This is a genomic window from Georgenia phoenicis, from assembly GCF_047302425.1.
Classification (GTDB): Bacteria; Actinomycetota; Actinomycetes; order Actinomycetales; family Actinomycetaceae; genus Oceanitalea.
Genome location: NZ_CP154855.1, coordinates 2975325 through 2995740 on the forward strand (window position 1 = coordinate 2975325; position 20416 = coordinate 2995740).

23 protein-coding genes are annotated in these 20416 nt (G+C 73.9%); 12 read left to right on the forward strand and 11 right to left on the reverse strand.

The features are described 5' to 3' along the window. The first annotated feature begins 57 nt into the window (after positions 1 to 57). Both AA0005_RS14120 and AA0005_RS14125 read left to right on the forward strand, forming a co-directional pair. Positions 58 to 867, forward strand: a complete 810-nt coding sequence (locus tag AA0005_RS14120) for a thymidylate synthase (RefSeq protein ID WP_413450772.1) — start codon at positions 58 to 60, stop codon at positions 865 to 867. Between the two features lie 8 nt (positions 868 to 875). Further along, a complete protein-coding gene (locus tag AA0005_RS14125) occupies positions 876 to 1361 on the forward strand; it encodes a dihydrofolate reductase (RefSeq protein ID WP_413450773.1) in 486 nt (161 codons plus the stop codon). 2 nt (positions 1362 to 1363) lie between these two features. Here AA0005_RS14125 and AA0005_RS14130 read toward each other — a convergent pair whose 3' ends face one another. The 6 genes from AA0005_RS14130 to AA0005_RS14155 form a co-directional block, all read right to left on the reverse strand. Continuing rightward, a complete protein-coding gene (locus AA0005_RS14130) occupies positions 1364 to 1606 on the reverse strand; it encodes a helix-turn-helix transcriptional regulator (RefSeq protein ID WP_413450774.1) in 243 nt (80 codons plus the stop codon). Further along, positions 1599 to 2453, reverse strand: a complete 855-nt coding sequence (locus tag AA0005_RS14135) for an ABC transporter permease (protein WP_413450775.1) — start codon at positions 2451 to 2453, stop codon at positions 1599 to 1601. Before AA0005_RS14135 ends, AA0005_RS14130 begins: the two co-directional genes overlap by 8 nt. After that, a complete protein-coding gene (locus AA0005_RS14140) occupies positions 2450 to 3394 on the reverse strand; it encodes an ABC transporter ATP-binding protein (RefSeq protein ID WP_413450776.1) in 945 nt (314 codons plus the stop codon). The genes AA0005_RS14135 and AA0005_RS14140 overlap by 4 nt, the downstream gene beginning before the upstream one ends. 93 nt (positions 3395 to 3487) lie before the next feature. Continuing rightward, entirely contained in the window at positions 3488 to 4789 is a 1302-nt protein-coding gene (locus AA0005_RS14145) for a cytochrome P450 (RefSeq protein ID WP_413450777.1), read from the reverse strand. A 20-nt stretch (positions 4790 to 4809) separates the two neighbouring features. Beyond that, positions 4810 to 5784: an SDR family oxidoreductase gene (locus tag AA0005_RS14150; protein ID WP_413450778.1), complete on the reverse strand. Its 975-nt coding sequence runs from the start codon at positions 5782 to 5784 to the stop codon at positions 4810 to 4812. A 74-nt stretch (positions 5785 to 5858) separates the two neighbouring features. Next, positions 5859 to 6671 carry an alpha/beta fold hydrolase gene (locus AA0005_RS14155; RefSeq protein ID WP_413450779.1) on the reverse strand — a complete coding sequence of 271 codons (813 nt, stop codon included), beginning with the start codon at positions 6669 to 6671 and terminating at the stop codon, positions 5859 to 5861. A 39-nt stretch (positions 6672 to 6710) separates the two neighbouring features. On the opposite strand from AA0005_RS14155, the gene AA0005_RS14160 reads away from it, so the two are divergent. The 5 genes from AA0005_RS14160 to AA0005_RS14180 are packed head-to-tail and all read left to right on the forward strand — an operon-like array spanning position 6711 to position 10743. Beyond that, positions 6711 to 7436 (forward strand): DUF4129 domain-containing protein, encoded by a 726-nt coding sequence (locus AA0005_RS14160; RefSeq protein ID WP_413450780.1) that lies wholly within the window; start codon positions 6711 to 6713, stop codon positions 7434 to 7436. Further along, positions 7433 to 7891: a hypothetical protein gene (locus tag AA0005_RS14165; RefSeq protein WP_413450781.1), complete on the forward strand. Its 459-nt coding sequence runs from the start codon at positions 7433 to 7435 to the stop codon at positions 7889 to 7891. Before AA0005_RS14160 ends, AA0005_RS14165 begins: the two co-directional genes overlap by 4 nt. 1 nt (position 7892) lies before the next feature. Continuing rightward, positions 7893 to 8870: an AAA family ATPase gene (locus tag AA0005_RS14170; protein ID WP_413453101.1), complete on the forward strand. Its 978-nt coding sequence runs from the start codon at positions 7893 to 7895 to the stop codon at positions 8868 to 8870. Next, entirely contained in the window at positions 8867 to 10174 is a 1308-nt protein-coding gene (locus tag AA0005_RS14175; RefSeq protein ID WP_413450782.1) for a DUF58 domain-containing protein, read from the forward strand. The genes AA0005_RS14170 and AA0005_RS14175 overlap by 4 nt, the downstream gene beginning before the upstream one ends. Next, positions 10171 to 10743, forward strand: a complete 573-nt coding sequence (locus AA0005_RS14180) for a hypothetical protein (RefSeq protein ID WP_413450783.1) — start codon at positions 10171 to 10173, stop codon at positions 10741 to 10743. The genes AA0005_RS14175 and AA0005_RS14180 overlap by 4 nt, the downstream gene beginning before the upstream one ends. Positions 10744 to 10749: 6 nt before the next feature. Here AA0005_RS14180 and AA0005_RS14185 read toward each other — a convergent pair whose 3' ends face one another. Next, the gene (locus tag AA0005_RS14185) at positions 10750 to 12309 is read right to left on the reverse strand and encodes an ABC-F family ATP-binding cassette domain-containing protein (protein ID WP_413450784.1); all 1560 of its coding nucleotides are present in this window, start codon (positions 12307 to 12309) and stop codon (positions 10750 to 10752) included. A 244-nt stretch (positions 12310 to 12553) separates the two neighbouring features. Between AA0005_RS14185 and AA0005_RS14190 the strand changes: the two genes are divergently transcribed. The 5 genes from AA0005_RS14190 to AA0005_RS14210 are packed head-to-tail and all read left to right on the forward strand — an operon-like array spanning position 12554 to position 16763. Next, positions 12554 to 13060: a DUF2975 domain-containing protein gene (locus AA0005_RS14190; protein WP_413450785.1), complete on the forward strand. Its 507-nt coding sequence runs from the start codon at positions 12554 to 12556 to the stop codon at positions 13058 to 13060. Next, positions 13061 to 13282, forward strand: coding sequence for a helix-turn-helix domain-containing protein (locus AA0005_RS14195; protein WP_413450786.1), 222 nt, complete (start codon positions 13061 to 13063; stop codon positions 13280 to 13282). It abuts the gene before it with no gap. After that, positions 13279 to 14412 carry an FAD-dependent oxidoreductase gene (locus tag AA0005_RS14200; protein WP_413450787.1) on the forward strand — a complete coding sequence of 378 codons (1134 nt, stop codon included), beginning with the start codon at positions 13279 to 13281 and terminating at the stop codon, positions 14410 to 14412. The genes AA0005_RS14195 and AA0005_RS14200 overlap by 4 nt, the downstream gene beginning before the upstream one ends. A 57-nt stretch (positions 14413 to 14469) precedes the next feature. Beyond that, entirely contained in the window at positions 14470 to 15258 is a 789-nt protein-coding gene (locus tag AA0005_RS14205) for an alpha/beta fold hydrolase (protein ID WP_413453102.1), read from the forward strand. Continuing rightward, complete coding sequence (locus AA0005_RS14210; RefSeq protein WP_413450788.1) at positions 15255 to 16763, forward strand: SpoIIE family protein phosphatase; 1509 nt, start codon at positions 15255 to 15257, stop codon at positions 16761 to 16763. The genes AA0005_RS14205 and AA0005_RS14210 overlap by 4 nt, the downstream gene beginning before the upstream one ends. A gap of 322 nt (positions 16764 to 17085) precedes the next feature. Here AA0005_RS14210 and AA0005_RS14215 read toward each other — a convergent pair whose 3' ends face one another. The 4 genes from AA0005_RS14215 to AA0005_RS14230 form a co-directional block, all read right to left on the reverse strand. After that, positions 17086 to 17466, reverse strand: coding sequence for a type II toxin-antitoxin system PemK/MazF family toxin (locus tag AA0005_RS14215; protein WP_413450789.1), 381 nt, complete (start codon positions 17464 to 17466; stop codon positions 17086 to 17088). Continuing rightward, positions 17433 to 17651, reverse strand: a complete 219-nt coding sequence (locus tag AA0005_RS14220; protein ID WP_413450790.1) for a ribbon-helix-helix domain-containing protein — start codon at positions 17649 to 17651, stop codon at positions 17433 to 17435. The genes AA0005_RS14215 and AA0005_RS14220 overlap by 34 nt, the downstream gene beginning before the upstream one ends. Positions 17652 to 17861: 210 nt before the next feature. Next, positions 17862 to 19025: a 3'-5' exonuclease gene (locus AA0005_RS14225; RefSeq protein WP_413450791.1), complete on the reverse strand. Its 1164-nt coding sequence runs from the start codon at positions 19023 to 19025 to the stop codon at positions 17862 to 17864. A 55-nt stretch (positions 19026 to 19080) separates the two neighbouring features. Next, positions 19081 to 20391, reverse strand: coding sequence for an ISL3 family transposase (locus tag AA0005_RS14230; RefSeq protein WP_110854004.1), 1311 nt, complete (start codon positions 20389 to 20391; stop codon positions 19081 to 19083). Between the last annotated feature and the right edge of the window lie 25 nt (positions 20392 to 20416).

Below are 20416 nucleotides of genomic sequence, written 5' to 3' on the forward strand. Positions count from 1 at the left end.
CCACAGGGCCGCCGCACCGGACCACCCGGGCGGCGGCCCTCGGCTTACCATGGCGCGGTGACCACTCCGCTCGTCCCGACCCCCTACGAGGACCTCCTGCGGCACGTGCTCGAGCACGGCACGCCGAAGTCCGACCGCACCGGGACCGGCACGCGCAGCGTGTTCGGCCACCAGATGCGCTTCGACCTGCAGGCCGGTTTCCCGCTCGTCACGACGAAGCGCGTCTTCCTGCGCGGCGTCGTCGAGGAGCTCCTGTGGTTCCTGCGCGGCGAGCGCAACGCCCGCCCCCTCCAGGACCGCGGCGTGCACATCTGGGACGAGTGGGCCGCCGAGGACGGGGACCTCGGCCCGATCTACGGCTACCAGTGGCGCTCGTGGCCCACGCCGGGCGGCGGCCACGTCGACCAGCTCGCCGGCGTCCTCGAGACGCTGCGCAGCAACCCCGACTCCCGCCGGATGATCGTCTCGGCGTGGAACGTCGCCGACCTCGACGCGATGGCGCTGGCCCCGTGCCACGCCTTCTTCCAGTTCTACGTCGCCGACGGGCGCCTGTCCCTCCAGCTCTACCAGCGCTCGGCCGACCTCTTCCTCGGCGTGCCCTTCAACATCGCCTCCTACGCCCTGCTCACCCACATGGTCGCCCAGCAGGTGGGCCTCGAGGTCGGGGACTTCATCTGGACCGGCGGGGACTGCCACATCTACGACAACCACGTCGAGCAGGTCCGCGAGCAGCTCTCCCGCGAGGCGTACCCGCTGCCGCGTCTCGAGCTGCGCCAGGCACCCTCGCTGTTCGACTACTCCTTCGAGGACGTCGTCGTCCACGACTACCAGCACCACCCCGCGATCAAGGCGCCGGTGGCCGTATGACCCTCGGGATGATCTGGGCCCAGGCCCACGACCGCGTCATCGGCCGCGACAACGACCTTCCCTGGCACCTGCCCGAGGACCTGCGCCACTTCCGCAACACGACGGCGGGCGACGCCGTCGTCATGGGGCGCCGGCAGTGGGAGTCGCTGCCGGAGAAGATCCGCCCCCTGCCGGGGCGGCGCAACGTCGTCCTCACCCGCAACCCGCAGTTCGAGGCTCCGGGGGCGGAGGTCGTGGGCGACCTGCCGGCCGCGCTCGAGCTCGTCGCCGGCGAGGACGCGTGGATCTGCGGCGGCGCCCAGGTCTACGAGGCCGCGATCGACCACGCCGACCTCCTCGTCGTCACCGAGATCGACCACGCCGTCGACGGCGACACCTACGCGCCGCCGATCGGCCCGGAGTGGCAGGTCGTCGAGCAGGACCCCGACGACGGCGGCTGGCACGTCGCCGAGAACGGCATGCGCTTCCGCATCCTCACCTACCGTCGCCGCTGAGCTCAGCCCGGGCCGATGCGCGGGAAGGGCTCGAGGGAGAAGACGAACTCGAGCGGGACGTCGAAGTACGCGGCGATCCGCAGCGCGAGGTGCAGGCTCGGGGCGTACTCGCCGCGCTCGAGATAGCCGACCGTCTGGTAGTGGACACCCAGTGCGTCCGCGAGCTCGCGGCGGGTGACGCCGCGGTCGACGCGGAGTGTCGCGATGCGGTTGTGGACGGTCTCCGGGCTCTTCGGTTCAGACACGCTGCAGCTGCTTCTCCCGGCCGGCGGCCACGACGGAGCCCGACTCGCGCCGGGCCATCCGGCGCAGGAGCACCGGCGCGAGCAGGATACCGACGAGCGCCCACAGCCCGAGGACGCCGAAGGCCTCCACCGTGCGCCAGGTCTCGCCGATCTCGATGACGACGACTCCCTCGGGCAGGACCGCCTGACGCATGAGGTGGCCCATCCAGTACATCGGGGTGAGCTGCCCGAGGAGCTGCGCCCAGCCCGGGAGCTGGCTCGCGGGGACGAACACGCCGGAGACGAAGACGAGGGCGGCCATGACGAGCATCCCCCAGCCGCCGACGGCCCGGGGGCTGCGGAACACCGAGCCGACGGCGAAGCCGATGGGCAGGCACGCGGCCAGGCCGAGCACGAGCGCCGCGGCGAGGAGCAGGACGTCACCGGCGTCTGTGGCTGACCACAGTCGCGGCACGACGACGGTCGCCGGGACCGTGAGGACGACGACGTTGAAGGCGACCTCGAGGCTGGACCGGACGGTCTGCCCGGTGACGTACCCGCGCATGCCGTGGGGCACGGACTTCGCGCGCAGGAGCGTGCCGTCCTCGCGCTCGGCGGCCACCGCCGACGCCAGGCCGTAGGAGGCGGAGAACATCGTCGTGAACGCGAGGACGCCGGGCAGGAGGAGCAGCGCGAGCGAGATGCCGGTGCCCTCGACCTCGTTGTCACGGTTGAACCACATGACGACGAGGAAGATCGTCGTCCCGACGAGGTAGTAGGTGAGGTCCTCGGGCGCGCGCAGGGAGTTGCGGAACTCGATCCACCCGCGGCGCGCACCCGCGCGGACGGCGCTGGTCGTGGGGTTCATCGGACGTCCTCCCGGGAGGCGGGGCTGAGGTTGGGGAGGGCGGCCGCGTGGCGCAGTGGCGCGTCGCTGCGTGCGACCATCGCCAGGTAGGTGTCCTCCAGGGTGGTGCGGCGCACCTCCAGGTCGCTGACCTCGTCGCCGAGGCGGGCGAGCAGGTCGCGGACGAAGGCGGTGCCGTCGGAGGTCGCGTGGACGTGCCGCTCACCGTCGGCGGACCAGCGCACCTCGGTGCGTCCGGCGACCTGCCGGGCGAGCTGCTCGGCGCTGCCGTCGGCGACGATCCGTCCGCCGTCGAGGATGAGGATGCGGTCGGCGAGCTTCTCGGCCTCGCCGAGGTCGTGGGTGGTGAGGAGGATCGTCGTGTCCTCCAGGTCGCTGAGCCGGTGGATGAGGTCGTGGAAGTCGCGCCGCGCCACGGGGTCGAAGCCCGCCGTCGGCTCGTCGAGGAAGAGGAGCCGGGGACGGCCGACGATCCCGATCGCGACGTCGAGCCGGCGCCGCTGACCTCCGGAGAGCTTCTTGACCTGCTGGTCGGCGTGCTCGCCGAGCCCCACCCGCTCGAGGAGTTCCGCCGTCGGGTAGGGCCGCGGGCGCTCCGGGGTCGAGTAGGGCCGGTAGTAGGAGCCGAACTGCTCGACGAGCTCCCGCACCGTCCACCTGCCGTGGTCGCGCCAGGACTGGAGCACCACCCCGACGTCCGCGCGCCACCCCTCGTCGCCGCGGGCGGGGTCCTGGCCGAGCACGCGGACCTCGCCGCCGGAGGGTAGCCGGAAGCCCTCGAGGATCTCGATCGTCGTCGTCTTGCCCGCGCCGTTGGGCCCGAGGAGCACGACGACCTCGCCGCGGTCGACGCGGAAGCTCACGCCGTCCAGGACGTCCGTGGTCCCGTAGCGCATCCGCACGTCCGTGGCCTCGATGACCGCGGACCCGGTGCCGTTCATGACCCACCTCCCCGTCGTAGTGGTGGGAGGAAATGTAGCAGGACTGCTACACAACTGGGAAGGGAATACCGGTCGCGCGCTGCGAGCGGGCTGTCAGCGGTCGACGCGGAAGCGCAGGTGGAAGGGGCTGAGCGAGCCGGGCAGCGGCCGGTCCCCCCGCAGCGGGGCGCCCTCGACGGCGTAGTCACGCCCGGCGACGAGCCGTCCCAGCACCGTGCTCGCCATGAGGAGGACGACGTTGCGGCCCGGGCACATCGCCGGGCCGCCGCTGAAGGGCACGAGCGGCCAGTCCGCGTCGGTGCGCTCCCGCAGCCACAGCTCGGGGGCGAAGCGGTGCGCCTCGGGCACGTTCCGCTCGTCGCGGTGGAAGAAGGGCGCGAAGACGACGACGGAGGACCCGGCCGCGAGGGTCCCGCGCGCCCACTCGGTGTCCTCGGTCGTGTCGCGCAGGATGAGCGGGGTCGTGGGCCACAGGCGCAGGGACTCGAGCACGGCGGCGCGCAGGTAGGGCAGGTCGGGTGAGCGGACGAGCTCCGCACGGGCCCGGGCGGTCGCCCCCGGTGTGGTGGACAGGAGCGCGAGCGCGCGGAACGCGGACCAGGCACCGGCGTCGGCGGCAAAGAGCCACTGCGGGACCTGCTGGTGCGGTTCGGTCCCCGGAGCGGCCGGGGTGCGAGCCGTCAGCTCGGCGAGGCTGCCGGGCTCGGCCCGCCCGACGTACTCCTCCACCCGGCGCAGGAAGCGGCGCATCCGGGCGGTCCGGCGCGGCTTGAGGTACGACCAGTTGCCGTCCTTGCGCAGCCGCAGGAGGTCGTCGGTGACCTGCTCGTCGTCGCGCGCGCCGTCCCCGAGGACGATGCGGCGCACGATCCGCCACCAGGCGACGGCGAAGGAGTCCCAGGTGAGCTCCCCGGCGAAGTCGACGTGGCCGAGCAGCGCGTCGACCTCCTCGGCGACGACCGCGGCCATGTGCTCCCCGTGGTCGTGCACGGGTTTCCCGGCCTGCAGCACCTGCTCGTTGAAGGGCCGCCGGTGCACCCGCTCCTGCGGGCTGGAGACGAGCACACCGGCGGGCTGGAAGTGGCCCAGCGCGCCGCGCTTCTCCAGGCTGGCGGGGCTGAACGGCTGCGGGCTGCCATTGAGGACTCGGTGGACGTCGGCGGGGTCGAGGAGCAGGGCCATGCCCCGGCCCGGCAGCACCTGGACCGGGCCCGGCCCGTAGCGGTCGCGCAGCCGCTGCATCTCCCGCACCGCACGGCTGTCGAGGTCGAGGCGCTGGGCCAGGCCCATGACGCGGGGGCGGCGGGCGATGGCGCCACCCGCCACCATCGGCACGAGGACGTTGACCAGCGCACGCGCGGCGTCGGGAGCGGACATGGTCGGGGACTGGGTCATGCGGGGCCTTCCTCGTGGGTTCAACGGCGCAGCCGGCGCAGCGCCAGGCCGCCACCGGCGAGCGCGCCCGCTCCGGCGAGCGTGCGCACGGCCGTGCGTCGCCGCCCGCCCCAGCCTCCGGTCACGCGGGCGAACCGCTCGCCGGAGGAGGGCTCGTAGAGGTTCCCGGTGGTGGGTGGGGCGCTGTGCCTGCGCGACAGGTGGGTGCGGTCCACGAGGACCGCCATCATCGTCTCGGTGAACGCCGGTGCGACCCGGTGCTGCGCCCGCATGAGCCTGCCCCCGAGCCCGACGGTCACCTCCCGCCGCGGTCGGCGCACCGCGTCGACGACCCCGCGCGCGGCGCGCTGCGGGGCGTAGACGGGGGGCAGCGGCTGCGCGCGCCGGCCGCTGTAGTTCGCGGCGTGCTGGAAGAACGGGGTGTCGTAGGTCGCCGGCAGGACCGTGACGACGTGGATGTCCTTGGCGCCGTCGAGCCACAGCTCCGAGCGCAGGCTCACCGACAGCGCCCGGACGGCAGCCTTGGCCATCGAGTAGGCGGCGGTGTAGGGCTGGGGCACCTCACCCACCACGGAGGAGACGTTGACGAGGACGCCGCGCCCCTGCCGGCGCATGTGCTCCAGCGCCGACCGCGCCCCGTGGACGTAGCCCATGACGTTGACGTCGATGACCCTCCGGACGTCCTCCACCGGGGTGACGTGCAACGCGCCGAAGACGCTGACGGACGCCAGGTTGACCCAGACGTCGATCCGGCCGAAGGAGGCCACCGCCTGCTGCGCGAGCCGGTCGACGGCGGCCGCGTCGGTGACGTCGGTGACGACGGGCAGCGCCCGCACCCCGTGCCGGCGGCACTCCTCGGCGAGCGTCTCCAGCGCCTCGCCCCGGCGGGCCACGACGACGACGTCCGCCCCCTCGCGCGCGAAGCGCAGCGCGCTCGCACGTCCGATCCCGCTGGACGCGCCGGTGATGACGACGACGCAACCCTTGACTCTCACGGCAGCCCTCCGGCGTCGGTGGCACGGTCATCGACCAGTGAACCCCGCGGGGTGCGCCCTCGCACGGCAGCGCGTCAGGACTGCGCGCGCACCCGTCGCACGACGGCGTCGGCGACCGCGTCCGCGCTGAGCTCGGGCAGCCAGTGCCCGCCGGGCAGCGCGACGAACTCGTAGTCTCCGCGCACGTGGTCCCTGGTCAGCTCGGCGGCCCGGCGCCCGAGGTAGGGGTCCCGCTCGCCCCACACGTACGTCGTCGGCACCCGCACCCGCCCGGCGCGCTCGCGGCTGAGCGGCGCGCCGCGGTACCAGTTGAGGGCGCCGCGGGCGGCGCCCGGCTCACGCATGCGCTCCTGGTAGTGCCGCGCCTGCTCGGCGGGGAGCCCGGCGGACACCAGCACCTGCTCGAGCCGGGTCCGCAGCACCCGCTCGGGCAGCCCGGGCAGCTGGAAGAAGGCCATGTAGGAGGAGCGCAGCGCCTGGTCGGAGCGCGGCAGGGCAGCGCTCAGGGCCGCCGGGTGCGGGGTCGAGACGACCGTCAGGGACGCCACCCGCTCCGGGTGCAGCGCGCCGGCGGCCCAGGCCACCCCGCCGCCCCAGTCGTGCCCGACGACGTGTGCGCGCTCGAGGCCTGCGTCGTCGAGCACGGCGAGGGCGTCGGCCACGAGGAACTCCAGCCGGTAGGCCGCCCGGGGCGCGGGCCGGGCACCGGGCGAGTATCCGCGCTGGTCCATCGTGATCGTTCGCAGCCCCGCCGCGTGGAGCAGGGGCACGACGTGCCGCCAGCTCGTCGAGTCCTGCGGGAAGCCGTGGAGCAGCAGCACCGGCGGCCCGCTCCCCTCGTCACGGACGTCGAAGCTGAGGCGGCCCCTGCGCACGCGTCGGTCCATGCAGCCACGGTAGGGGACCGTGGCCGATAGCGTGGGGCCATGGACGGGCGGGAGGCGACGGCGCAGCGCCGTGGCCCGGCCACCCCTCGCCCGCTGCTCCTCCCCCTGCTCACGGCCGTTGTCGCGCTCGCCGTCGTCGCCGGCGCGGCGCTCGCGGGGCCGTGGGAGCTCGCCGCCCGGGACGTCCCTCCCCCCGCGGCGCCCGTGGAGCAGCGCGAGCTGCCGACGGCGGAGCAGGCCGAGGAGGAGCCGCCGCCCGACGCGGGCGAGCGCGGCATCCCGGTGACGCTGCTCCTCGCCGCCGCCGGTCTCGTCCTGATCGTCCTCCTCCTGCGGGCGCTGCTGCGCCGCGTGACCCTCGCCCGCGGCACGAGCCCGCCGGCCCACGACCCGGCCGTCGGGACGGCCGTCCCGTCCACCGCCGCCGAGCCGGAGCCGGACCTGCCGGCCCTGCGCCGGGGCGTCGCGGCGGCCCGCGCCGTCCTCTCCTCCCCGGCCGCGCCCGACGACGCCGTCATCGCCGCCTGGCTCGAGCTCGAGGCCGCCGCCGCCAGCTCCGGGGTGCCGCGCGCACCGTCGGACACGCCCACCGAGCTCACCACCGCCGTGCTCGACGCCACGAGCGCCGACCCCGCGGCCACCCGCGGCCTGCTGCGCCTGTACCACCGCGCCCGCTTCGCGCCGCACGCCGTGCTCACGCCCGCGGACGTCGCCGAGGCACGCCGCTGCCTCGAGCGGCTCGCCGACTCCTGGGAGGACCGGTGACGGCGGCCCGGGCGGTGGCGGCAGTCGTTGCCGCGGCCGTCGTCGCCGGGCTGCTGTGGACCCTCGGTTTCACCGGCGTCAACATCGCCCTCGCGGCCGGGGCTGCCGCCGTCGTCGCTGTCGTCGTCGGCCACCGCGACCTGGGCCGCGAGCACGAGCTGCCCCAGCTGCCCGCGGAGGAGCGGGCCGGCCACCGCCACGAGGTCTCCCAGCTCTCCTGGTCGCTGACCGACCGCGACGGGCGCGTCGGCGAGCGCGGCCTGCGCCAGCTGCGCGAGGTCGCCGCCGGCCGCCTCACCGGCGCCGGGATCGACCCCACGGACGACGCCGCCGTGCGCGCGGCCCTCGGGGAGCGCGCCTGGCGCACCCTGCGCGCCACCACCCCTCAGCCCGTGCGGGCGCTGGACGCCTGCCTCACCGCCCTCGAGAACCTCCCTGGAGCCGACCGTGCCTGAGCTGCCCACCCTCTCCCCCGCCCCGCTGCACGTCGCCGAGGTCGCCACGCTGGGCGGTGAGGTCCTGCGCGAGGTGGGCACCGCCGTCGTCGGCATGACGCAGCCGCTGCGGCTGGCGCTGGCGGCGGTGCTCGCCGGCGGGCACGTGCTCTTCGAGGACGTGCCCGGGCTGGGAAAGACGCTGGCGGCACGCTCCCTGGCGACGGCGCTCGGCCTGGACTTCCGGCGGCTGCAGTGCACCCCCGACCTCCTGCCGGCGGACATCACCGGCTCCTACGTCTACGACCCGGCGACGGCGGAGTTCACCTTCCGCCCCGGCCCCGTCTTCACCGGCCTCTTCCTCGCCGACGAGATCAACCGCACCGCGCCGAAGACCCAGTCGGCGCTGCTCGAGGCGATGGCCGAGCGGCAGGTGTCGGTCGAGGGGACGAGCTTCCCGCTGCCCGAGCCCTTCCACGTCATGGCCACCTCCAACCCCGTCGAGTACGAGGGCACCTACCCGCTGCCCGAGGCCCAGCTCGACCGCTTCATGGTGCGCCTCGCCGTCGGGTACCCGAGCGCCGAGGCGGAGGCCGACGTCCTGCACCGGCGGCTGGAGCGGCGCCGCGAGCGCGCGGACGTGCGTCAGGTCGTCACGCCCGAGCAGCTGCTGGCGATGCAGGCGGGCGTGGAGGCGGTCGACGTCGATGCCGACGTCGTCGCCTACTGCGTCGCGCTGGCGGCGGCCACCCGCTCGCACAGCGCCGTCGAGGTCGGCGCCTCCCCGCGCGGCTCCCAGGCGCTGCTCCTCGTGGGGCGCGCGCTGGCCGCCCTCGACGGGCGTGACTTCGTCACCCCGGAGGACGTCAAGGCCGTGGCCGTGCCGGCCCTCGCGCACCGCCTCACCCTCACCGCCGCGGCGTGGGCGGGCGGCACCCAGCCGAGCAGCGTCGTCACCGCGCTCCTGTCCTCCGTCCCCGGCCCGGCCAGCACCCGGTGACCCGCTGGGCCCCGCTCACCCACCTCACCGCCGCGCTGCTCCTCGGGGCGGGGGTGCTGCTCGCCGGTGCGCTGGCGGGGCGCCCGGACGTGGCGGCGCTCGGCGTGGCCCCGCTCCTCACGGCGGTGTGGGGCTGGAGCCGCCGCCCGCGCGGGCCGATGGAGGTGGAGCTGCGTGCCCCGCGCCAGCTCACCGCGAGCAGCGAGCTGCGCGCCCCGGCGCTCGTCCACGCCCCGGAGGGCGTCGTCGCCGCCCGGCTGCGGGCCTCGAGCCCGGGCACGGTGCCCCAGGAGTGCCTCGTGCGGCTGGAGCCGGGCCGGACCCGCGAGGTGGTGCTCGCGACGAGCACCGTGCGCACCGGGCACAACCGGCTCTTCCGCCTCGACGCCGTGGGGCTGGGCAGCGGTCACCTGACCGTGGGCGACGTCGTCACGGTGGGACCCGCGTCCGTCCTCGTCGTCCCGGGGCAGCGTCCGCTCGACGCGCTGCCGCTGCCGCCGCGCCTGCAGGGGCTCGTCGGCCCGCACGCCGCCCGGCGCATCGGCGACGGCGAGGAGCTGCACGACGTCAACCTCTTCACGGCCGGGGACCGGCTGCGCCGCATCGACTGGCGCACCAGCGCCCGCCGGGGCGTGCAGGGCGGGCGCCTGCAGGACCTGTACGTGCGCCGCACGCAGTCGACGGCGGAGGCGACCGTCGTCCTCGTCATCGACTCCCGCGACGACGTCGGGCCCGACGTCGCGACCTGGGCAGGCGGCCGCGAGGTGCTCACCAGCGACGTCACCTCCCTCGACATCGCCCGCGAGGCCGCCGCGTCCCTCGCCCGGGCCTACCTCGCCCAGGGTGACCGCGTGGGCCTGGAGGACCTGGGTCTGCGGCGGCGGCCGGTGCGTCCCGGGGGCGGGCGGCGGCACCTCGAGCGGGTCGTGCGGCGCCTGGCGCTGTCCGCGCCGGAGGGCACACCGCGCCCGCGCGTCCGGGCACCCCAGGTGCCGTCCGGGGCGCTCGTCGTCGTCCTGTCGACCTTCCTCGACGACGAGGCGGTGACGATGGCGCTGACCTGGCGGCACGCGGGCCACCGGGTGCTCGCCGTCGACGTCCTGCCGCCGGTGCGCGGGGCGCAGATGTCGGTGCGGCAGCTCATGGCCTTCCGGATGGTGTCGATCCAGCGGGAGGACCGGCTGGCCACGCTGCGCCGCGGCGGCGTGGAGGTGGTGCGCTGGGCGGAGGACGGCCCGCCGCCTGCCGGTGGCCGCGCCCAGCTCGCCACCCTCGCGCGCCGCCGGCACGGAGCGCCGCGATGAGCGCGCGGCTGCCCGAGCGGGTGCGGGCCGCCCTGCCCCGGCCAGAGGGGCTCCCCGGCCACCGGCAGGTGCGCCCGAGCACCACGCTGCGCACCGGCCCCGCCGTGCCCGCGCTCGTGCTGCGCGGCGTCCTGCTCCTGCTCGTCCTCGGTGCCGGCGCCACCGTGGCGGCCAACGAGACGCAGTGGACGGTGGTGGCCGCCCTCGCCGTCGTCGTGGCGCTGCGTCCCCACGCCGCCCTGCTCGCGATCGCGGTGGCCGTCCTCGCGGCCCTGCTCGCGTTCTCCCCCGGGCCGTGGTGGGCGCTGCCCCTCCTCGTGCTCCTCACCCACGCCCTGCTGCGCCTCGGCGCGACGGCCGACGCCGTCTCGTGGCGCGGGCGGGTGGAGCTGGCCGTGCTGCGCGAGGCCACACCCGGGTTCCTCGCCGTCCAGGTGGTCGCGCAGACGGCCGCCGTCCTCGCCCTCGTGCTCGACAGCGCCGCGCCGGTGCCGTGGCTCGTCACCGTCGCGGTCGCCGCCCTGGCCGTGCTGGCCGGCGCCCTCGTGCGGGAGCTGCGCCGCCCCTGAGCCGCCTCAGGAGCACCGCTCGAGGCGGCCGTCGGCGGTGAGCCGGACGACGGCGTCGAGCCCGAGCCGCTCGAGGAAGGCGCCGTCGTGGCTGACGACGAGCAGGCCACCCCGGTACGCGCCGAGGGCCGCGACGAGCTGGTCGACGGTCGGGATGTCGAGGTCGTTCGTCGGCTCGTCGAGGACGAGCAGCTCGGGCGGCGGGTCGGCCAGGAGCAGCCGGGCGAGGGCGACCCGGAAGCGCTCACCGCCGGAGAGCGTCGCGACCGGGCGGTCGACCATGTCGCCCCGGACGAGGAGGCGGGCCAGCCGGCCCCGCACGTCACCGGGCGCCAGGTGCGGAGCGGTGGCGCGCACGGTGTCGAGGACGGTGGCGCCGTCGTCGAGCTCGGCCCGCTGCGGCAGGTACCCGACCCGCACCGTCAGCGTGGGCAGCAGCTCGCGGAGCAGCGTCGTCTTGCCCACCCCGTTCGCGCCGACGAGCGCGACGCGCTCGGGCCCCTGGACGACGACGTCGCGCCCGTCGCTGCTCGGCAGGACGGCGAGGCGCCGCCCGCGGGGGACGTGGGGGTCGGGCAGGTCGACCCGCACGGCGTCGTCGTCGCGGACGGCCTCCTCCGCGAGGTCGACGGCGGCCCGGGCGGCAGCGAGCCGGGCGTCGGCCGCCGCCCTGCGCTCACCCTGGGAGCGCTCGGCGGCGCTGCGGCGGGCGCCCAGGACGATCGGCGGGTACTTGCCCTCCGCGCGGTCCCGGCGGCCCTGCCGCTGGCTGTGCGCCATGCGCTCCTCCGCCCGGACGCGCTCCCGCTGCTCGCGGCGCAGGCCCTGCTCGGCGGTGCGCAGCGCCTGCCGGGCCGCCTCCTGCTGGGTGGCGAGCCACTCCCGGTAGGCGCTGTAGGGGCCGCCGAAACCGGCGAGCTCACCGGCACGCAGCTCGGCGGTCGCGTCCATGAGCTCGAGCAGGGCGAGGTCGTGGCTGACGACGACGAGCGTGCCGCGCCACCCCCGCACCACCTCGTAGACCTGCTCGCGCGCGTCGCCGTCGAGGTTGTTCGTCGGCTCGTCGAGGAGGGCGACGTCGGCACCGCGCAGCCGCACGCCGGCGAGCGCCGCGAGGACCGCCTCCCCTCCGGACAGGGCAGTGACGGGGCGGTCGAGGTCCTGCGGCAGGCCGAGGGCGGCGAGCTCGGCGGCGGCGCGCTCCTCGACGTCCCAGGACGTGCCGACGGCGTCGAAGTCCGCGGGGTCGGTGGAGCCCGCCTCGACGGCGCGCAGCGCACTGCGGGTCGCGGCGATGCCGAGGAGGTCGGCCAGCGTGGCCGCAGGAGCAGCGGTGAGCCGCTGCGGCAGGTGGTCGACGACTCCCCGCACCGAGACGGAGCCGCCGGTGGCGGCGAGCTCGCCGGAGACGAGCCGGAGCAGGGTCGACTTCCCGGCGCCGTTGGCGCCGACGAGCCCGGTGCTGCCGCGGCCGAAGGCGCCGGAGACGCCGTCGAGGACGGGGGTGCCGTCGGGCCAGGAGAAGGAGAGGTCGTGCAGGACGACGGAGGACGAGGGGGTGGGCACGGGGACCTTCCGGTTGCGGGACGTCGCGCCGCGCCGGTGGCGTCAGCGCGCGGGGGCAGCACTCCGGAGGTCGATCATCGCTCGGTCCTTCTCGTCCGTCCCCTCACACGCGCGGCGGGCCCGCGGGGACGGCCGCCAGTGTGCGTGCCGCGGCAGCCGGCCGGCAACGGAATATCCCGGACCCTTGCCAGCACCTATCGAGTCTCGATAGATTCACATCGTCGCTCGATCAAAGGAGGCCCTCGTGGGCAGCTACGTCATCCGGGTCCTCCGGCTCGTCATCGCGGTCGCGCTCGCCGGCTCGCTCGTCGTCCAGGCGGTCCTCATCCCCCTGCTGTGGGTGGACATGGAGGACCTCGCCACCGGGCCGCGGGTCACGCTCGTCGCGATCTTCTTCCTCGGCGTGCTCTGCCTCCAGGTCATCGCCGTGTGCGTCTGGCGGCTGCTCACCATGGTCCGCCGCGGCACGGTCTTCTCCACCGCGGCGTTCCGGTACGTCGACGTCGTCATCGGCGCGATCGCGGCCGCATCGGTGCTCGTCCTCGGCATCGCCGTCGTCTCCGCCGTCCTCAACCGGACGACCGACGGCGACGTCGTCCCACCCGGCATCGTGGGTCTGATCTGCGGGATCGCACTCGTCGTCGGCGGCGTGGCGCTCGTCGTCTACGTCATGCGCACGCTGCTCGTGCAGGCCGTCGAGACCGCTGCCCGCGCCGAGCACCTGCGCTCCGAGCTCGACGAGGTGATCTAGGTGCCCATCGTCGTCGACATCGACGTCATGCTCGCCCGCCGGAAGATGTCGGTGGGGACCCTCGCCGAGCGGGTGGGCATCACGCCCGCGAACCTCGCCGTCCTCAAGAACGGGCGCGCCAAGGCGGTGCGCTTCACCACCCTCGAGGCGCTGTGCGAGGCGCTCGACTGCCAGCCGGGCGACCTGCTGCGGTGGGAGCCGGACGGGGCGGGGGCACCGTGAGCACCGGGCACCGGGCCGACGTCCTCGTCGTCGGCGCCGGCCTCGCGGGCCTCCACCTGGCCACGCTGCTCGCCGCGCGCGGCCACGGCGTCACCGTCGTCGACAAGCGCAGCGACCTCACGCGCTCCATCCGCACGACCGGCATCTTCGTCCGCCGGACCCTCGACGACTTCCCGCTCCCCGAGGACTGCCTCGGCCCGCCGATCCGGCAGGTCGCGCTGTACCCACCGAGCCTGCGGCAGCCCCTCATCCTCGTCAGCGACCGCGACGAGTTCCGGGTCGGGGACATGCCCGGCCTCTACACGGCCGTCGCCGCACGCGCCGTCGCTGCGGGGGCGCGCCTGCTCCTCGGCACCCGCTGGACCGGGTACGCCGACGGCGTGGCCCGGGTCGTGGGCGCTGACGGGGCGCCGTCGGCGGTCCGGGCGCGGTACATCGTCGGCGCGGACGGCGCACGCTCCCGGGTGGCCCGCGACCTCGGCCTGGACCGCAACGAACGGCTGCTCGTCGGCGCGGAGGAGGTGTTCCCGAGCGCGGGCACGCAGACGCCCACCTTCCACTGCGTGCTGGACCCGCGGCTGGCTCCCGGGTACCTCGGCTGGGTCGTCGACGACGGCGAGCACGTCCACCTCGGCACCGCCGGCTACGCCGCCCGCTACCCCGGCGGGGTGTGGGCGGCGCTGCGGCAGCTCGCGTCCGTGGCGCCAGGCCTCCCGGCACGGCCCCACGTCGTCGAGCGGCGCGGCGGGCCGATCCCCGTCGGTGGGCTGCTGCGGCGGATCAGCTCCGCGCAGGGGCTGCTCGTCGGCGATGCCGCAGGGGCGGTGTCACCGCTGACCGCCGGCGGCCTGGACCCGTGCCTGCGGCTGTCGGAGCACGCGGCGGACGCCCTCGACGAGGCACTGCGCAGCGGGGACCCGGGCGCCCTGCGCTCCTACGACGGCGCGGCGCTGCGCCGTCGCTTCCGCGGCCGGGTCGCGATGCGGCGGGCGATGGGCCTCGTTCGCTCCCCCGGCCTCATGGAGGCCGGGTTCGCGGCCCTGCGCACACCGCCCGGGCAGCGCGCGGCCCGGAGCATCTTCTTCGAGGACCGCTCGTTCCCGCTGCCCGCGCCGCAGCCCACCGCCTGAGCCCGAACCACCCCGAACCTCGCTCCACCGTGCCGTAATGTCGGACTCGTGGACGTGATGGAGCGGAACAACGTGCGGGTGAGCGGTACTACCGGGGCGCCCACCCTGGTCCTCGCCCACGGCTTCGGCTGCGACCAGCAGATGTGGCGCTTCGTCGCCCCGCACTTCGAGGAGACGCACCGGGTGGTGCTCTTCGACCACGTGGGTGCGGGCGCCGCGGACCCCTCCGCCTTCGACAGCACCCGCCACGCCCGCCTCGAGGGCTACGCGCAGGACGTCGTCGAGATCCTCGACGCGCTCGGCGGGGAGCCGGTGGTCTTCGTCGGCCACTCCGTCAGCGCGATGATCGGCGTGCTGGCGGCCCGCTCACGGCCCGATCTCGTCGAGCGGCTCGTGCTCGTCGGACCCAGCCCCCGCTACATCGACGACGGCGACTACCGCGGTGGCTTCACCCGGGAGGAGATCGAGGAGCTCCTCGAGACGATGGACGACAACTACCTCGGCTGGTCCGCGCACATCGCCCCGGTCATCATGGGCAGGCCCGACCGTCCCGAGCTCGGTGAGGAGCTCACGGCGAGCTTCTGCCGCACCGACCCCGACCTCGCCCGGAGCTTCGCCCGCACGACCTTCCTCTCCGACAACCGGGCGGACCTGCCGGAGGTCGACACCCCCGCGCTCGTCGTCCAGTGCCGTGAGGACGTCATCGCCCCCATGCAGGTGGGCGAGTACGTTCGCGACCACCTGCCGCGCAGCGAGTTCACCGTCCTCGACACCGTGGGGCACTGCCCGAACCTCAGCGCCCCGGACCAGCTCGTCGCGGCGATGAAGGCGTACCTGGCGGCGTGAACGACCGTGCCGGCTCCTGGGACGAGGCCCCGTGCGGCCTGCTCGTCCTGGCGGGCGACGGCACGGTCCGCGACGCGAACGCGACCTTCCTGCGGTGGGTCGGGCGGCCCGCCGCCGAGGTGCTCGGGCGGGTGCGGCTGAGCGAGCTCCTCTCGGTCGGGGGCCGGATCTACTGGGAGACGCACCTGTCACCGCTGCTCCACGTCGAGGGCCGGGCCGAGGAGGTCGCCCTGGAGCTGCGCGCCCCCGGGGGCCGGCTGCCGGTCATGATGACGGCCGTCGTCGCCGGGGACGGCGGCGTGCGGGTCTCCGTCCACAGCGCCCGGGACCGCTCCCGCTACGAGCGCGAGCTGCTCGCCGCACGGAAGGACGCGGACGCCGCCGCCGGCCGCGCCCGCGTGCTCCAGGACGTCACCGCGGCGCTGTCCGCCGCGGTCGGCCGGGACGGGGTGGTCGGGGCGCTGCTCGGCGCGCTGCCCTCCCTCGCCGCCAGTGCGGCGACGTGCTGGCTGACCGACGCCCAGGGCCGGCTCGTCCCCCACTCGGCGACGGGCGAGAGTGCGGGCAGCACGGGCGTCCTGCCCACGTGGCCGTGGCCACGCACCGCCCTCGTCGACGGCCGCCGCGTGCTCGTCCCACTCCACGGCCAGTCCGGCCTCCGCGGGGTGCTGTCCCTGCTCCCCGACGACGCCGCGGGAGCCGAGGCGCCAGACCTGGCGGTGCTCACCGCTGTCGGCCAGCAGGCGGGCGCCGCCCTGGACCGCGCCAGCCTCTTCGACCGCAGTGCTGCCATCGCCCACCAGCTCCAGCAGGCGCTCCTCACCGCTCCGCAGCCGCACGACGCCCGGGTCGAGGTGACGACGGCGTACCGGCCGGGCGTGGAGTCCCTCGAGGTCGGTGGGGACTGGCACGACGCCTTCCACCTCACCGACGACGTCCTGGCCGTCGCGGTCGGCGACGTCGTCGGCCGCGGGCTGGACGCCGCGATCGCCATGGGCCAGCTGCGCAGCGCCGTGCGGGCGGTCGCTGCTCCCGACGTCGGCCCCGTCCGGGTGCTCGACGCGCTGGACCGCTTCGTCCCTCTCGTGCCCGACGCCGCCTCCGCCACCCTCCTCTACGGCGAGCTCGACCTCCTCACGGGCCGCTTCCGCTTCGCCTGCGCCGGTCACCTGCCACCGCTGCTGCTCGAGCACAGCGGCGCGCAGCGACTCGTGTGGGACGGGCGCTCCACCCCGCTGGGGGTCACGGTGCCCGGCCGGGGACGCGCGGAGGGCGCGGTCGACCTCGCCCCCGGCGACCGCCTGCTGCTGTACACCGACGGGCTCGTCGAGCGGCGTGACCGGCCGCTGCCCGACCGGCTCGAGGAGCTCCTCACCGTGGGCGGGCAGACGGCGGCCCTCACCGCCCCGGCGCTGGTGCGCACGGTGACCGAGCGCCTGCTGCCGCCCGGCGAGGGGCACGACGACGTCTGCCTGCTCCTGCTCACCTGGCGCGGCCCGGCCTGAGGCACACGGGGAACGCAGAAGGCCCGGACCAGATGGTCCGGGCCTTCTCCTTGGTAGCGGGGGCAGGATTTGAACCTGCGACCTCCGGAACGGATCAAGGGCCTTCCGGCTACCGCCGATCGGCGCGGGAAACAGCGGATTCGCTTGTGTTGTCGAGGAAGTCTCCTCGCTGGCACCTCCGACTCTACCCGGTCTGTGACGAACTGTGACGGCTCAATGTGGAGGGTAAATGGAGGGCGGCTCGAACGCTGGCAGTCCAGCGATCTTGCCGACAGCCAGCGTCCCCAGGATCCAGGCCAGCGCCACTCTTGGAGTGCAGTGCTTACAGCTGCAGGTGGAGGCGAAGTGCATCGTCGAGGTGGGCCATGACGTCGGCGGGGGCTCGTCCGATGACGGCGCCGAGGCGCTCGACCGCGATGGCGCGGACTTGCTCGGCCCGGGCCTTGGAGTCCTGCCGGAGGCCGGTCGCGGCTGCGGGCAGGAGGGTTTGGAAGGGGAAGCTCCGGTCGGTGTTGCTGGTGACTGGCACCACGGTGACCACTCCGCGGCCGAGTCGAGCCGCGGTCGCGTTCGCTCGGTCATTGCTGACGATCACGGCAGGACGACGACTGTTGGCCTCGGTCCCGCGATCGGGGTCCAGTTCGACGAGCCGGATCTCACCGCGCAACATCAAGCGATCCCGTCGGCTGCGCTCGAGTCCCATGCCGCCTGATCACCCGAGGCTTCCCATTCCTGCCACGCGGCTTCGTAGTCCTGCTCCAAAGCGGGCAAGCGGAGCATCCGCACGGCGTGTTGCAACGCTGCAGACCTCGAGGGCAGGCCGGCGGTACGGGCGTACTCGTCGAGGATCGCCACATCCTCCTCTGGCAGGCTGACACTGAGCTTCATACCGCAATGCTGCCGCAGTCCTACCAGGAGTCGACAGGGCAGTTGTCGTGCTGGTGACGGACGCGCGGCTCACGGTTCCTCGCGACACGGACAACATCGCCGCGGAATTCCCTGGGGTAGGGCTTCGGCACCGGCTACACCCTTCCAGTGGCACCGTTTGGCACCCCAGATCAAATGTCGCCTGTTCGCGCAGCAGTCCATCCGCCTCAGTCAGGACTGAGGTGACAGGTCATCGACCGTGAGAACCTGAACATGCTGCCCAATCGCTGACTCGCGAACTGCCTCGACAGCCCGAGCCACGTCATCGGAGAATAGGACAACGGCGACTGACTCCCGTGCACGAGAGACGCAGACATAGAAGAGCCTGCGCGTCCGCTCGATCGCAGAGTCGGCACCCCTCGCTTGGTTGCCAACATCGGCGGCCGACAGCTCCTTCAAGCCGAGAAACTTATCATATGAGTACAGGGGATATCGCCCCTCATTGTCGTCGAGGACGACAATGACGCGCTCGAACTCAGAGCCCTTCGTGCCATGTTGCGTGGAGTACGGTGACTCCTGCTTGACGTAGGTGTAGTAGCCCTCCAACTCGGACAAGACGCAGTCGGACATAGCATTCAATACGTCGACAACCCGCTCGTCGAGAACAACGTCGCCGTGCTCTCCCTCCGGGTGGAGGTACGCCGCCATTCGGGGATCGAGCTCAATTAGTTCGCTGCTGGCTGCGCTGCGGAGCAGGTCGCCCAGCTTCGCGGTGCTCGGATCTCGCGCGAGCTGGCGCAGCTCCCCAACGGCCGCCTTGCTCGATGCCAGGACGGCCTTGAGTTGCCGGGACGCCTGCCCAGCACGCACAAGAGGACTGCTCTCTCTCAGCACCGCCAGAACTGCCGACGAACTTGCATCTCTCGCCAAACAGAGCGGCAAAATCACGTCCCTAAAAGGCGTCAGTGGCCACGCGTTGCCTTCGGCGAAGGCCTCACCCAGGCTGCCGGCCTTGAGGTCATTGAACGCCGCGTATAGATTCTCGAAGCCGAGGCGCTTAGCCGCCATGCGGTGCACGATCATCAAGATCTTGGAGCCGCCCTCGTGCGCGGAGCGAGTCCAGTTCCCTGAAGTGCTGTGTTCGTCGAGCCAAGAACGCACAACCTCCAGCCGCTCACCCCGTTGGTCGTCTGACGGAAGAACAAAACAGAAAGCCTCCCCTTCTGCCTGTTCCGATAAGCCACTCACCTGCTGAAGGGAGTCACCTTCTGACCGAATGGCGTTTACGCAGGCCAGCACCCGCCGTGAAGACCGGAAGTTCTGTGGCTTGTCGACGTTCACCCACCCCGGCTCCAGCGACACCGATACGACACCTTGCTGGTAAATCTGCTGCATCGGGTCACCGAAGAAGGCAAGGCACATCCTCCCGCCCGCGAGCGACCAAACGGGCTCATCCGAATCCAGGGTGTAGTCGAGGTCTGAATCCGCCGACCTCGAGGAGTGATCGGGCGATGTAGTTCGTGAGATTGCGGAAGCCGAGGGCGGACCCGCGTAGGTGCTCGAGGCGTCCGTTCATGGCTTCGGTGGGGCCGTTGGACGTGCCGGGGCGATCGAAGTAGGCCAGGACGTCGGCGGCGCGACGCTTGAGCGTGCGGCCGAGGGTGCGGAGCTCGGTCATGGGCGCCGGGACACCGCCGCTCAGGGAGTCGATCAGGCGGGTCATCAGGTCACGTGCTTTGGCCCGGTCGGGCTCGCGGTAGGCGGAGATCATGCGCTGGTAGACGGCCCAGGTGACCTCTACTTGGACGTGGTCCTCACCGGTGAACAGCGCCTCGATCCGCGTGGTCTGCTTCTGGGTGAGCAGGTCGGCGCCGGTGTGCAGGGTGCGGCGGGCGGCGTAGAGCGGGTCGCCTTTGCGGCCGCGGTGGCCATGGATGTCTTGCTGGACGCGGCGGCGGCACTGGTCCAGAGCGTCCCCGGCCAGGCGGACGACGTGGAAGGGGTCCATGACCGCGACGGCTTCAGGTAGCTCTTCGACGGTCGCCGTCTTGAACCCGGTGAAGCCGTCCATCGCGACGACTTCGACGCCGTCGCGCCAGGCCTGCGGGCGGTCGGCGAGCCAAGTCTTGAACGCCTGCTTGGAGCGGCCCTCAACCATGTCGAGCAGCCGGGAGGGGCCGGTCCCGTCGCGGATGCCGGTGAGGTCGATGATGACGGTGACGTACTTGTCCCCGCGGCGGGTGTGGCGCCACACGTGTTCGTCGACACCGATAGCCCTCACGCCGTCGAACCGGGTCGGGTCCTCGATCAGGACTCGGCGCCCTTCGGCCAGCACCGCGGCGTTGGCGGTGTCCCACGAGACCGCCAACGCCTCGGCGATGCGGGCCACGCTCAGGTGCTGGCACACGATGCCCTCCAGCGCCCACCGCAGAGCCCGGCGCGAGAGCTTGGCTCGCGGCTCGGCCGCCGCACCGGTGTCTTGGCGCCAGACATGTCCGCACCCGGTGCACCGGTAGCGGCGCACGGTGAGCAGCAGCGTCGTGGGCCGCCAACCCAGCGGCTCGTGCGCGAGCTCACGGGTGACGGTGTCACGCGCGACGCCCTCGCAGCCGCAGCGCCGGCACCACTCATCGGGCTCCACGACTCGGCATGCCAGGACCGCGCGATCCGGCTCGAGCCGCTGCCCGATGACTTCGAGGCCGAGCTCGTCCAGGCGTGCGAACGTGGTCAGGTCAGGGCGAGCGAAGGTAGCGTCAGACACGTCGAGGTCTTCCCGATGGGTTGGC

What these genes read in the sequence shown, in the direction of transcription:
- AA0005_RS14215 (WP_413450789.1), bottom strand. Translation starts at nt 17,466, where the DNA reads ATGGGACTCGAGCGCAGCCGACGGGATCGCTTGATGTTGCGCGGTGAG.
- AA0005_RS14145 (WP_413450777.1), bottom strand. Translation starts at nt 4,789, where the DNA reads ATGACCCAGTCCCCGACCATGTCCGCTCCCGACGCCGCGCGTGCGCTG.
- AA0005_RS14180 (WP_413450783.1), top strand. Translation starts at nt 10,171, where the DNA reads ATGAGCGCGCGGCTGCCCGAGCGGGTGCGGGCCGCCCTGCCCCGGCCA.
- AA0005_RS14205 (WP_413453102.1), top strand. Translation starts at nt 14,470, where the DNA reads ATGGAGCGGAACAACGTGCGGGTGAGCGGTACTACCGGGGCGCCCACC.
- AA0005_RS14155 (WP_413450779.1), bottom strand. Translation starts at nt 6,671, where the DNA reads ATGGACCGACGCGTGCGCAGGGGCCGCCTCAGCTTCGACGTCCGTGAC.
- AA0005_RS14220 (WP_413450790.1), bottom strand. Translation starts at nt 17,651, where the DNA reads ATGAAGCTCAGTGTCAGCCTGCCAGAGGAGGATGTGGCGATCCTCGAC.
- AA0005_RS14135 (WP_413450775.1), bottom strand. Translation starts at nt 2,453, where the DNA reads ATGAACCCCACGACCAGCGCCGTCCGCGCGGGTGCGCGCCGCGGGTGG.
- AA0005_RS14225 (WP_413450791.1), bottom strand. Translation starts at nt 19,025, where the DNA reads ATGCAGCAGATTTACCAGCAAGGTGTCGTATCGGTGTCGCTGGAGCCG.
- AA0005_RS14160 (WP_413450780.1), top strand. Translation starts at nt 6,711, where the DNA reads ATGGACGGGCGGGAGGCGACGGCGCAGCGCCGTGGCCCGGCCACCCCT.
- AA0005_RS14140 (WP_413450776.1), bottom strand. Translation starts at nt 3,394, where the DNA reads ATGAACGGCACCGGGTCCGCGGTCATCGAGGCCACGGACGTGCGGATG.
- AA0005_RS14125 (WP_413450773.1), top strand. Translation starts at nt 876, where the DNA reads ATGATCTGGGCCCAGGCCCACGACCGCGTCATCGGCCGCGACAACGAC.